The sequence below is a fragment of the Micromonospora sp. A3M-1-15 genome (assembly GCF_024213425.1).
Taxonomy (GTDB): Bacteria; Actinomycetota; Actinomycetes; order Mycobacteriales; family Micromonosporaceae; genus Micromonospora; species Micromonospora chersina.
Map to the genome: position 1 here is coordinate 203,566 of NZ_JANAVK010000002.1, position 11,739 is coordinate 215,304.

The 11,739-nt window shown below is 74.5% G+C and carries 11 protein-coding genes; 7 read left to right on the forward strand and 4 right to left on the reverse strand.

All coding sequences use genetic code 11. The features are described 5' to 3' along the window. Positions 1-10: 10 nt before the first annotated feature. Both NLX85_RS10620 and NLX85_RS10625 read left to right on the forward strand, forming a co-directional pair. A complete protein-coding gene (locus tag NLX85_RS10620) occupies positions 11-1,411 on the forward strand; it encodes a class II fumarate hydratase (protein WP_374628073.1) in 1,401 nt (466 codons plus the stop codon). Between the two features lie 61 nt (positions 1,412-1,472). Beyond that, positions 1,473-2,066: a GNAT family N-acetyltransferase gene (locus NLX85_RS10625; protein WP_254334114.1), complete on the forward strand. Its 594-nt coding sequence runs from the start codon at positions 1,473-1,475 to the stop codon at positions 2,064-2,066. Here the strand turns inward: NLX85_RS10625 and NLX85_RS10630 are convergent. Then, on the reverse strand, positions 2,033-2,578 hold the full coding sequence (locus NLX85_RS10630) for a CGNR zinc finger domain-containing protein (RefSeq protein ID WP_254334116.1): 546 nt from the start codon (positions 2,576-2,578) through the stop codon (positions 2,033-2,035). The two genes, NLX85_RS10625 and NLX85_RS10630, sit on opposite strands and share 34 nt — an antisense overlap. Before the next feature lie 82 nt (positions 2,579-2,660). Between NLX85_RS10630 and NLX85_RS10635 the strand changes: the two genes are divergently transcribed. From NLX85_RS10635 to NLX85_RS10645, 3 genes are all read left to right on the forward strand, one after another. Continuing rightward, the gene (locus NLX85_RS10635) at positions 2,661-3,617 is read left to right on the forward strand and encodes a DMT family transporter (protein ID WP_254334118.1); all 957 of its coding nucleotides are present in this window, start codon (positions 2,661-2,663) and stop codon (positions 3,615-3,617) included. Between the two features lie 13 nt (positions 3,618-3,630). After that, positions 3,631-4,332, forward strand: coding sequence for an HAD family hydrolase (locus NLX85_RS10640; RefSeq protein WP_254334120.1), 702 nt, complete (start codon positions 3,631-3,633; stop codon positions 4,330-4,332). A gap of 83 nt (positions 4,333-4,415) precedes the next feature. Further along, on the forward strand, positions 4,416-6,101 hold the full coding sequence (locus tag NLX85_RS10645; protein WP_254334121.1) for a vanadium-dependent haloperoxidase: 1,686 nt from the start codon (positions 4,416-4,418) through the stop codon (positions 6,099-6,101). On the opposite strand, the gene NLX85_RS10650 is transcribed toward NLX85_RS10645, so the two are convergent. The 3 genes from NLX85_RS10650 to NLX85_RS10660 form a co-directional block, all read right to left on the reverse strand. Continuing rightward, entirely contained in the window at positions 6,063-6,989 is a 927-nt protein-coding gene (locus tag NLX85_RS10650; protein ID WP_254334123.1) for an AfsR/SARP family transcriptional regulator, read from the reverse strand. The two genes, NLX85_RS10645 and NLX85_RS10650, sit on opposite strands and share 39 nt — an antisense overlap. A 218-nt stretch (positions 6,990-7,207) precedes the next feature. Then, on the reverse strand, positions 7,208-8,287 hold the full coding sequence (locus NLX85_RS10655) for a hypothetical protein (protein ID WP_254334125.1): 1,080 nt from the start codon (positions 8,285-8,287) through the stop codon (positions 7,208-7,210). 174 nt (positions 8,288-8,461) lie between these two features. Then, on the reverse strand, positions 8,462-9,109 hold the full coding sequence (locus NLX85_RS10660) for an IclR family transcriptional regulator (RefSeq protein ID WP_254334127.1): 648 nt from the start codon (positions 9,107-9,109) through the stop codon (positions 8,462-8,464). A gap of 63 nt (positions 9,110-9,172) precedes the next feature. Here NLX85_RS10660 and cysS point away from each other — a divergent pair, with 63 nt between their 5' ends. Both cysS and rlmB read left to right on the forward strand, forming a co-directional pair. Further along, a complete protein-coding gene (gene cysS, locus NLX85_RS10665) occupies positions 9,173-10,588 on the forward strand; it encodes a cysteine--tRNA ligase (RefSeq protein ID WP_254334135.1) in 1,416 nt (471 codons plus the stop codon). After that, entirely contained in the window at positions 10,588-11,709 is a 1,122-nt protein-coding gene (rlmB, locus tag NLX85_RS10670) for a 23S rRNA (guanosine(2251)-2'-O)-methyltransferase RlmB (protein ID WP_254334142.1), read from the forward strand. The genes cysS and rlmB overlap by 1 nt, the downstream gene beginning before the upstream one ends. The last annotated feature ends 30 nt before the right edge of the window (positions 11,710-11,739 follow it).

Genomic DNA, 11,739 nt, shown 5'->3' on the forward strand with positions numbered 1-11,739 from the left:
GATGGAACGCGTGACGACTCCAGAGGCGACCGGCTACCGGATCGAACGCGACTCGATGGGTGAGGTGGAGGTCCCCGCCGAGGCACTGTGGCGGGCGCAGACCCAGCGCGCGGTGCAGAACTTCCCGATCTCCGGGCGGGGCATCGAACCGGCCCAGATCAAGGCCCTGGCGCAGATCAAGGGCGCGGCGGCCCAGGTCAACGGCGAACTGGGGGTGATCGGCGCGGATGTCGCCGAGGCGATCGCCACCGCCGCCGCGCACGTGGCCGACGGCGGCTACGACGACCAGTTCCCGGTCGACGTCTTCCAGACCGGCTCCGGCACCTCGTCCAACATGAACACCAACGAGGTGATCGCCACGCTTGCCGGCCGGGAGCTGGGCCGCGGCGTGCACCCGAACGACGACGTCAACGCCTCCCAGTCCAGCAACGACGTCTTCCCCTCGTCGATCCACCTGGCCGCCACGCAGGCCGTGGTGGAGGACCTGCTGCCCGCGCTGAAGCACCTGGCCGGCGCGCTGGAGGAGAAGGCGGCCGAGTTCGAGACGGTGGTGAAGGCCGGGCGCACCCACCTCATGGACGCCACCCCGGTCACCCTGGGCCAGGAGTTCGGCGGTTACGCGGCCCAGGTCCGCTACGGCGTCGAGCGGCTGGAGGGGGCGCTGCCCCGGCTCGCGGAGCTGCCGCTCGGCGGCACCGCCGTGGGCACCGGCATCAACACCCCGCTCGGCTTCGCCGCGAAGGTGATCGAGAAGCTGCGCGCCTCGACCGGGCTGCCGCTGACCGAGGCGCGCAACCACTTCGAGGCGCAGGGCGCCCGGGACGCGCTGGTGGAGACCTCCGGCCAGCTCCGCACCGTCGCCGTCGGCCTCTACAAGATGGCCAACGACATCCGCTGGATGGGCTCCGGCCCCCGCGCCGGGCTGCGCGAGCTGCGCATCCCCGACCTCCAGCCCGGCTCGTCGATCATGCCCGGCAAGGTGAACCCGGTGGTCGCCGAGGCGATGCGGCAGGTGTGCGCGCAGGTCGTCGGCAACGACGCCGCGGTGGCGTTCGCCGGCTCGCAGGGCGACTTCGAGCTGAACGTGATGCTTCCCGTGATGGGTCGCAACCTGCTGGAGTCGATCCGGCTCATCTCCGCGGCGAGCCGGCTCTTCGCCGACCGCCTGGTGGCCGGCCTGGTCGCGGACGCCGAGGTCTGCCTGGCGTACGCCGAGGGCTCGCCGTCGATCGTCACCCCGCTCAACCGCCACCTCGGGTACGACGAGGCCGCCTCGATCGCCAAGGAGGCGCTGGCCCGGCAGGTCTCGATCCGCGAGGTGGTGATCTCCCGTGGCCACGTCGACTCGGGCAAGCTCAGCGAGACCCAGCTCGACGAGGCCCTGGACCTGCTCCGGATGACCCACCCCTGAGTCTCGGCGCCGCCCTGATAACCGCTCGCCGGGGGCCGGGGTGGGCGGGCATCATCCGGCCATGGGCGACGACGGGGTGCTGCTGGAGACGGCGCGGCTGCGGCTGCGCCGCCTCACCATGGACGATGTGGACGACCTGGTCGAGCTGGACAGCGATCCGGAGGTCATGCGCTTCCTGACCAACGGCCGGCCGACCCCGGCGGACACCGTCCGGGGCGAGCAGCTTCCCCGCCTGCTGGCCCGGTACGACCGTCACCCCGGCCTCGGCCGGTGGGCCGCGCTGGACCGGCGCACCGGCGAGTTCCTCGGCTGGCTCGCGCTCGACCCGTCCGACGACGGGAGCGAGGGGGAGCTGGGCTACCGGCTGCGGCGTGCCGCCTGGGGGCGGGGTCTGGCCACGGAGGGGTCGCGGGCGCTGGTGCGGCACGCCTTCGACGTGGTGGGCGTCCGGCGCGTGTGGGCCGAGACGATGGCGGTCAACGACCGGTCCCGTGCCGTCATGACCCGGGCCGGGCTGCGCCACGTCCGCACCTTCCACCTGACCTTCGACGACCCGATCCCGGGCACCGAGCACGGCGAGGTGGAGTACGAGCTGCGCCGGGAGGACTGGCCCGGGGTGCGTCAGGAGTGGGACGCCGCCTTGCGGGCGCGGTAGGCGCTGACCGCGGCCCGGTTGCCGCAGCCGGCGTCGCAGAACCGGCGGGACCGGTTCTTGGAGAGGTCGACAAGCACGTTCTCGCAGTCGGGGTGGTCGCAGCGGCGCAGCCGGCTCAGCTCGTCCATCCGGACCAGGTCGGCCAGCGCCATGGCGGCCTCGACCGCCATCCGGGTGGCCAGCGGCGCGTCCCGCGGCACGGCGTGCAGGTGGTACGGCTCGTCGTCGTGCCGGACGAGTTGCGGGAGGGCGTGCGACTCGCGGAGCAGCCCGTTGACCACCGCCACCACCTCGTCGGTGTCGGCGTACCAGATCCGGCGGAGCCGGGGCCGCAGCGTGCGGACCTCGCGCAGCTCCGCCTCGGTGTGCTCGTGCCGGCCGGTCCATCCGTACGCGGTGAAGAACTCGTCGAGGGCGGCCACGTCGGGCAGCCCCTCCCGGTCCGGGCCGGCCGTGTTGACAAGCGCCGCGGTCGCGGCCAGGCCGCACTCGGTGTCATGAGCAAACAGCAACTTGACTCCTGTCGGGGTGCCGGCCTAGCGTCATCAGCATAACCCCGTTTGACTCATGTCCGGTCGATCCAAGGAGCTGTCGATGCGTGAACGGCCCGGTGTCGGCCTCGGCCTGGCGCTGCTCTCCGCGCTCACCTTCGCCACCTCGGGCACCTTCGCCCGACCGCTGATCACCGGTGACTGGTCCGCCGAGGCCGTGGTGCTCGCCCGGGTCGGCATCGCGGCCCTGGTGCTGGCCGTGCCCGCCCTGCTGGCGCTGCGCGGCCGGTGGCCGGTGCTGCGCCGCAACGCCGGCACGCTCGTGGTGTTCGGGCTGCTCGGGGTGGCGCTGGCCCAGGCGTGCTTCTTCAACGCGGTCCGCTACCTGCCGGTCGGCGTCGCGCTCCTGCTGGAATACCTCGGCATCGTGCTCGTGGTGGGCTGGATGTGGCTGGTCCACGGCCAGCGGCCCCGGCTGCTCACCGTGGCCGGTTCGCTTACCGCCCTGTGCGGGCTGGTGTTCGTGCTGGACCTGACCGGCGCCGGCCGCCTCGACCCGGTCGGCGTCCTCTGGGGACTCGGCGCCGGGGTCGGGCTCGCCGGCTACTTCGTCATCGCCGGCCGGGTCGACCCCGCGCTGCCCTCCGTCGTGATGGCCAGCGGCGGCATGGCCGTCGGCGCCCTCGTGCTGCTCCTGCTCGGGCTGGTCGGGGCGCTCCCGCTGCGCGCCGGCACCGCCGACGTCAGCTTCGCCGGCCACGAGATGAGCTGGCTGGTGCCGATCGCGGGCCTGTCGCTGATCGCCGCGGTCGTCGCCTACCTGACCGGGGTGGCCGGGGCCCGGCTGCTCGGCGCGCGGCTCTCCTCCTTCGTCGGGCTGACCGAGGTGATGTTCGCGGTGCTGATCGCCTGGCTGGTGCTGGGTGAACTGCCGAGCGCCGTCCAACTCCTCGGCGGTGCGCTCATCGTGGCCGGTGTCGCAGTGGTCCGGGTCGACGAGCTGCGCGGCGGTCGCCCCGAGCCGGTGGACGAGCGGGCGGACGCGCCGGCGCTGGCGTGAGAGGCTGCCCCTCGTGCTGCGCGTGGTGGTGTTCGACGCCGACGAGACCCTGCTCGACCTGCGCCCGGCGGTGACCGGCGGGCTGGTCGCCGTACTCGAGGAGATGCGGCGGCTGGCGCCGGCGGCGGCCGCGCTGTCGCTCGCCGACCTGGAGGCCGACTGGCACGCGGTCTTCGGCGAGCGGAGCGCGGCGCCGGTGCAGGAGATCCGGCGCGCGGCGCTGGCCCGGTCGCTGGCCCGGGCCGCACTCGACGACCACCTGGACGAGGTGGCGGCGCTCTTCTTCGCCCGCCGGTTCGCGCTCACCCGTCCGTTCGCCGACGCGCTGCCCGCCCTCGCCGCGCTCCGCGGGCGCTACCACCTGGGCTACGCCACCAACGGCAACAGCCGCGCGGAACGCTGCGGGCTCGCGGGCGAGTTCGCCTTCGAGCGGTACGCGCACGACGGCGGCCTGCCCAAGAAGCCCGCCCCCGACTTCTATGCCGCGGTGGTGGAGGCGGCGGGCGTGCCGGCCGAGCAGATCGCGTACGTCGGCGACTCCCTCGCCCACGACGTGGCCGGCCCGCAGCGCGCCGGCCTGCGGGGGATCTGGCTGAACCGGCAGGGCCTGCCCTGCCCGCCCGGCCTGCGTCCGGACGCGGAGGTGGCGACCCTGGCCGACCTCCCCGCGGCGCTCGCCGCCCTCGACGGGGTCGCCCCGATAGCGACGCCGTAGCCGGCGCGTAGCCGGCCCGCCCAGCCTGGTGGGAGCCGCGGCCATCAACCGCGGTAGATCGAGGTCTCTCACTGAGGAGTCCCATGGGCTGGTTGCACATGTCCCGTCGCCGCTGGAGCGCCATGGCGCTCACGGCCATCACGGTCGGCACCGTCGCCGCCGTCGCACCGACCGCCCCGGCGCTCGCCGCCGGGCCCACCGACCACGTCCTGTACTGGAACGACGTCCTGCTCCGCACCTTCCGGCAGGTCGGCGGCGCGCCCGGCCCGCTCGCCCGCGCCGGTGCGATGGTCCACGGCGCCATCTACGACGCCGCCAATTCCGCCCTCTGCGCCGACGGAGCTGATCGGTGCATCGGGCAGCCGTACCGGGTCAAGGTGACCCCCACGGCCGGGGTCAGCCCCGACCTGGCCACCGCCATCGACTACGCGGCGTACGACACGCTGCGCAGCATCTGGCCGTCGATCAGCTTCGCCGCCGACCTCACCACCGCGCAGCAGGACATCCCCAGCTCCGCGGCGCGGACGGACGGCCAGCGGATGGGTTCGGCCAGCGCGCAGGCCATGATCAGTTTCCGGACCAACGACGGTTCGCCGGACACCTCGACCTACGCCGACGGCACGGTCGCCGGCCAGTGGCGCCGCACCGGCTCCGGGGAGCCGGCGACCCCCGGTTGGGGGCTGCTGAAGCCGTTCGCGATGACCTCGACCACCCAGTTCCGCCCCGGCCTGCCGGGCGGCTACACCAGCTACGCGCAGCTGCTGGCCAGCCAGACGTACGCGAACCAGGTCAACGAGGTGAAGGGCCTCGGCGCGTCCAACAGCACCACCCGCACCGCCGACCAGACGCAGACCGCCTGGTTCTGGGCCAACGACCTCGACGGCACCTACAAGCCGCCGGGCCAGCTCTTCGCGCACACGCAGGTGGTCGCCAAGTCGGCGAAACTCACCCAGGCCGGCAACGCCCGCCTCTTCGCGCTGGTCGGCATCGCCATGGGTGACGCGGCGATCGTCGCCTGGGACGCCAAGTACCAGACCGCCATCGACCTGTGGCGGCCCGAGACGGCGATCCACGAGCCGCAGGACGACAACAACACCGCCACGAGGCCCGACCCCAACTGGAAGCCGCTCTCCGCGAACACCAGCGGGGTCAACTTCTCCCCGCCGTTCCCCGCGTACGTCTCCGGGCACGCCACCTTCGCCGCCGCCTGGGCGGGTGCGATGAAGGGGTTCTTCGGCACCGACGGATTCCGCTTCGCCGGCGGGACGGAGGACCCGCACGCCGTCGGCGTGAGCCGTAGCTTCACCGGGTTCGGGGCCGCGGCCACGGAGAACGCCCGGAGCCGGGTCTACCTGGGCGTGCACTACCAGTTCGACGCCGACTCCGGGATGTCCGCGGGCACCTCGCTGGCCAACCACGTGACCGGCAACTTCCTGCGGCCGAGCGTGGCGGCGTACACCTTCGACGGCTTCTACGAGGGCTCCGCGTACCTGGGCGGCAGCTATCCGGACGCCGTCTCCGGGGGGAACTTCCTCGTCACCTTCAAGCTCACCGCCAACGGGACGCCGGTCACCGACCTGAACGCGGTCGTCGGGGTCTCCTGGAACGGTCAGCCGGTGGCGAGCAGTGGCCCCGTCGCCTTCACCAACGGCCGGTACGAGGTCCGGGTCTACACCGGCAAGTCGTGCGGCCCGGGCGGGCAGACGCTCTCCGTTCTGCTGCGGGACGGGTCAAGCCGCAATCTCCGCGTGACCTGCACCACCGTCTGACACGTGCGGCGGTGACGGCGCGGTCGGGACCACCGGCCGCGCCGTCGCCGCGTCGACACCCAGGCGCGACAACTGCTGCCGGATCTCGCCCAGCATCCGCTCGGCCTCGGCCAGGCGGTGGAGGGTGAGGGTGAGGTCCGCCCCGACGGCCGCAGCCGGCGGGGCCCCCAGCAGCGACCGGTAGGTCCGGGACAGCTCGGGGCCCGGCTCGACGCCCAGCTCGTGGCGGAGCAGCAGGCGGATCCGGTGGTAGCGGGCGATGGCCTCACCCCGGCGGCCGGCGCGGTCCAGTGCCACGAGCAGGTGACACCAGAGCGGCTCGTGCCACGGATGCCGCTCCACCAGCGCGGAGAGGCGCGGGATCAGCTCGTGGTGCCGGCCCGCGGCGAGGTCCAGGTCGACCAGGTCGGCGAGGACGGCCAGCCGTTCCTCGGTGAGTCGGGCCGCCGCGGCCCGGGCGAAGGGGGCGTCGATGTCGCCGAGCGGGGGACCGACGTGGAGCCGGAGGCCGACCCGGTACGCCTCGGCCGCTGCCGCCGGCTGCCCGGTGGCGGTCAGCCCGCGCCCTTTCCGGGCCAGCCGGCGGAACACCTCCACGTCGATCCGGGACGGATCCGTCCGGAGCACGTAACCGCTGTCGTGGGTGACGATCTGGGCGTCCGGGACATCGCGCAGCCAGCGGCGCACCGCGGAGATCTGGCCGTGCAGCTGGGTGCGGACCGTGCGAGGCGGCGCCTCGCCCCAGACCGCGTCGATGATCTGCTCGACCCGGACCAGGGAGTTGGCCTCGAGGAGCAGGAACGCCAGCACCGCCCGCGATCGCCGGCCGTCGAGGCGGTGCTGGCCGGGCCCCTCGACAGCGAGCGGGCCCAGCAGTCGGAATCTCATGACAGCCGCGCCGGGTGGCGGCAGACGGCACGCGAACAGAAGCCCATCAGTCCTCCGGCCCCCGTCTTCCGAGGAGAACGCCAAGCTGCTGTAACCATAGAAGTTGCTAGATGCAATGACAATCGTGCGGAGGGTCACGCCGGCCCGGCCGACCGTTTCCCTGGGCGGCCGGTGTGCGGGGCGGCGGAGACCCGCGAGACCGGGTGCCTCCGGGTCTCTCACGGCCGCCAGCCCCGGGCGACCAGCGCGGCGCGGATCTCGCGGACCAGCGCGGGCAACTCCCGGTCCAGGCGGCGACCCGTCACCCGCGGCACCAGCCAACCGGCCGCCCCGAGCTGGTGGCGCCGCTGACGGTCCCGGTCCAGCCGATCCGGGTCGGCATGCCACCGGCCGTCGTGCTCGACGGCGACGCGGAACTCGGGCCACGCCAGGGCGGGGTGCAGGACCAGGCCCGACGGCCCGCGCACCGGGTGCCGCGCGACCGGGCGGGGCAGGCCGGCCAGCACCAGCCGGACCCGCAGGTGCGACTCGTGCGCGGACCGCGACCCGGGATCCGCCAGGCCGAACACCCATCGCGCCCGCCGGCCACCGGGCCGTCCCGCGTTGCGGTCGGCCACCTCGGCCAGATCGGTCCGGCTGACCGTGCCCATCCGCAGCAGGGCGTCGACGATCCCGACCGCGCGGACCGGATCGGACCAGACCGCTGTCTCCCAGGCGCAGACGGCCGGCTCGGTGCGGAGCAGCCGGCCCGGCCCGCCCGGCAGGCCCGGTTCGCCGCCCACCGGCCCGGGCTCCGCGATGGCCGTGCCGGCGACCGCCGTCCCGCGCCCGGCGGCACTGCCGTCCCGGCCTGACGTGGTGCTCGGGAGGCCGACGGCCGGGCCGTTCCGGCCGGTGCTCGCCGAGCCGGCCGCGGCGGCGGCGGGGATCAGGAGGCCGATCCGTTCGGGCGACGACGGGGCCTGGTGCACCCGGACGCCGGGCTGGGCGTCCGCCCGGGCCGACGCCGGGAGCAGGACGTGCACGTCGTCCCGGAAGCCGGCGGCGTGCGCGACCCCGTGCAGGTGGGCCGCCGAGGGGCCGGCGAGCAGCGTGCCCGGCGGGAGGCGGAGCAGCGCGGCGCGGCAGGCGAGCGTGTGGTCGCGGTCGAGGCGGGCGTCCGCGTAGACGTCCTGCCGGAGCCGGACCCAGGAGGCGCCCCGGAGCTGGTGCCGGGTCAGCAGCCCGCGCCGGACCGCGTCCGAGCCACGGAAGACCTGCCAGGCCAACTCGGGCGGTCGGTGGGGATGAGGTGGCATGCGGACCAGCCTGGCGGCGACGGGCCGCCGCCCGGCACCCCTGTGGACAGCCGCGGCCGGCCCCGCCGAGGGGCCCTGTGGACAACCACCACGGCGCCCCGGCGGTGTGCTAGCGGCTCCCGCCCGGCCGGCACCGGGCCAGCCCACCGCCCGGCGGCGGACGTCAGGACCCGGTCAGGACAGGGCCGCGGCGATCGACTCGGCGGCGGCGCTCACCTGGGCGCCGACCTCGGTGACGTCGAGCGGGGTCAGCGAGACCACCCCGACGCTCGCCTCCAGCCCCGGCACCCCGAGCACCGGCGCGGCCACCCCGTACGCCCCGGACTGCAGCTCGCCGCTGGTGCTCACCGGGCCGGCGGCGCCCGACCGGCCGGCCAGGATGGCCCGCCCGGCCGCACCCCGCTCCAGCGGATGCCGCGAGCCGGTCCGGTACGCCACATGGAACGAGGTCCAGCTCGGCTCGACCACCGCGAGGGCGACCCCCTCGCCGCCCTCGACCACGGTCAGGTGGGCGGTCGCCCCGGCCTGCTCGGCGAGCCGGCGCAGGGCGGGCAGCGCCCCCTCGGCCAGCAGCGGCTGGGCCCGCCGGGCCAGGTGCAGCACGCCCGCGCCGAGCCGGAGACGCCCCTCGCCGTCGCGGCGCAGCATGCCGTGGTCGGTCAGCGCCCCGACCAGCCGGTAGACCGCCGCCCGGCCGATGCCCAGCCGGTTCGCCGCCTCGGTGACGGTCAACCCGCCCGGCGCGTCGGCGACCAGGTGCAGCAGGCGCAGCCCCCGGTCCAGGGTCTGCGCCGTCTCTCCCGCACGTGCCGCCGTGTCCACAGGACGCAGCGTACGACCCGGCTCCGGGGTACCTCGAAATGCGCGGACGGCTACCCTTGTACGGTGACGCTACGCCTGTATGACACCGCCACCCGTTCGGTGCGGGACTTCGTCCCGCGGGAAGCCGGCAAGGTGGGGGTCTACCTGTGTGGTCTCACCCTCCAGGCCCCGCCGCACATCGGCCACCTTCGTTCCGGTGTCAACTACGACGTGCTGCGCCGCTGGCTCAGCGCCTCCGGTTTCGAGGTCACCTTCATCCGCAACGTGACCGACATCGACGACAAGATCCTGGTCAAGGCGGTGGAGAAGGAGCGGCCGTTCTGGTCGATCGCGTACGCCAACGAGCAGATCCTGGCCGACTCCTACCGCGCGCTGAACGTGCTGCCGCCGACCTACGAGCCGCGGGCCACCGGGCACATCCCGGAGATGCACGAGCTGATCGCCCGGCTCATCGAGACCGGGCACGCCTACCCGGCCACCGACGGCTCCGGCGACGTCTACTTCGACGTGGCCTCCTGGCCGGCGTACGGGTCGTTGTCCGGCCAGTCGCCGGAGGACATGCAGTCCGCCGGGGACGCCCCGGAGCGGGGCAAGCGCGACCCGCGCGACTTCGCGCTCTGGAAGGGCGCCAAGCCGGGCGAGCCGGTCGACGCCTACTGGCCGTCGCCGTGGGGCCGGGGCCGGCCCGGCTGGCACATCGAGTGCTCGGCGATGTGCTGGCGCTACCTGGGCGCCGAGTTCGACATCCACGGCGGCGGGCTCGACCTGACCTTCCCGCACCACGAGAACGAGATCGCCCAGTCGCAGGCCGCCGACCTGCCGTTCGCCCGCTACTGGGTGCACCACGGCCTGCTCGGCATCGGTGGCACCAAGATGGGCAAGTCGCTGGGCAACACCCTCGACCTCGACTACGTGGCGTCCCTCGGGGTGCGCCCGGTGGAGCTGCGCTACTACTACGCCGCCGCCCACTACCGGTCCCGCATCGACTACTCGGAGGACGCGCTGCGCGAGGCCGCGGTCGCCTACCGGCGGATCGAGGGCTTCGTGCAGCGGGCCGCCGAGCGGGTCGGCGCCGGGCAGCCCGGCGAACTGCCGGCGGGCTTCGTCGCGGCGATGGACGACGACCTCAACACCTCGGCCGCCCTGGCCGTGCTGCACGAGGTGGTCCGGGACGGCAACACCGCCCTGACCGCCGGCGACGATGTGACCGTCCGCACGACCCTGGCCGCCACCCGGGCGATGCTGGATATCCTCGGCGTCGACCCCCTGGACCCGGCCTGGACCGGCGGCGGCCGCGCAGACGACCTGCGCGGCGTGGTGGATTCCCTGATCGCGCTCGCCCTGGAGCAGCGCGCTCAGGCCCGCAGCCGCAAGGACTGGGCCGCCGCCGACGCCGTACGCGACCAGCTCAAGCAGGCCGGCGTGGTCGTCGAGGACACCCCCCAGGGCCCGCGTTGGACTATTGGAGAGCAGGACTGATGGCCGGCAACTCGCAGCGCCGTGGCCGGCGACTGACGCCGAAGGCGGGTGCCCAGAAGGGCTCCGGCGGCAAGAACAAGGACTCCCTCGCCGGCCGGGGCCGCACCCTCCCCGCCGACGAGCGGCCCTGGCACAAGGCCTACTCGGGCACCGAGAAGCTGCCCCAGCGCACCGCCTGGAAGCAGGACAAGGAGCGCCGCGCGGCGGCCGAGGAGGGGCGCGCCCCCAAGATCGGTCAGCCGGGCAGCAAGGACACCACCTGGGGCAAGGGCGGAGGCCGGGGCGTCCCCGCCGTCGCGAAGGGCCGCGGCGGCAAGCCCGCCGGCCGGTCCGGCCCGCGGGTCGCACCCGGCCGCAAGGCGAACCCGGCCAAGGACAGCCCGGAGCTGCTGGTCGGCCGCAACCCGGTGCTGGAGTCGCTGCGCGCCCAGGTGCCGGCGACCGCCCTCTACACGGCCCAGGGCATCGACATCGACGACCGGGTCAACGAGATCATCCGCACCGCCGCCGACCGGGGCATCGCGATCCTCGAGATCAGCCGGGCCGAGCTGGACCGGATGACCGGCGGCGTGCTGCACCAGGGCGTCGGTCTCCAGGTGCCGCCGTTCGCCTACGAGCCGTTCGAGGACCTCATGGCGGCGTCGCTGGAGCAGGCCGCCCCGCTGCTGGTCGCGCTCGACGGGGTCACCGACCCGCGCAACCTCGGCGCGGTCATCCGGTCGGCCGCCGCGTTCGGCGCGCAGGGCGTCTTCGTACCCGAGCGGCGGGCCGCCGGGATCACGGCAACCGCCTGGCGGACCAGCGCCGGCGCGGCCGCGCGGGTGCCGGTGGCCCAGGTCACCAACCTGACCCGCTCGCTGAAGGCGTGCAAGGACGCCGGCTTCATCGTGGTCGGCCTGGACGCCGACGGGCAGACCGACCTCTACGACCTGGAGGCCGCGGTCGGCCCGCTGGTCGTGGTCGTCGGCTCGGAGGGGCGCGGGCTGTCCCGCCTGGTCGGCGAGACCTGCGACCTGACCGTCAGCATCCCGATGGTCTCCGACGTCGAGTCGCTCAACGCCAGCGTCGCCGCGGCGGTCACCCTCGCCGAGGTCGCCCGCCGCCGCTCCGTCGAGGCGTAACGACGGCACGGAAAAGGGGCGGTCCGCCGT

What these genes read in the sequence shown, in the direction of transcription:
- NLX85_RS10625 (WP_254334114.1), top strand. Translation starts at nt 1,473, where the DNA reads ATGGGCGACGACGGGGTGCTGCTGGAGACGGCGCGGCTGCGGCTGCGC.
- NLX85_RS10635 (WP_254334118.1), top strand. Translation starts at nt 2,661, where the DNA reads ATGCGTGAACGGCCCGGTGTCGGCCTCGGCCTGGCGCTGCTCTCCGCG.
- NLX85_RS10645 (WP_254334121.1), top strand. Translation starts at nt 4,416, where the DNA reads ATGGGCTGGTTGCACATGTCCCGTCGCCGCTGGAGCGCCATGGCGCTC.
- NLX85_RS10650 (WP_254334123.1), bottom strand. Translation starts at nt 6,989, where the DNA reads ATGAGATTCCGACTGCTGGGCCCGCTCGCTGTCGAGGGGCCCGGCCAG.
- NLX85_RS10655 (WP_254334125.1), bottom strand. Translation starts at nt 8,287, where the DNA reads ATGCCACCTCATCCCCACCGACCGCCCGAGTTGGCCTGGCAGGTCTTC.
- rlmB (WP_254334142.1), top strand. Translation starts at nt 10,588, where the DNA reads ATGGCCGGCAACTCGCAGCGCCGTGGCCGGCGACTGACGCCGAAGGCG.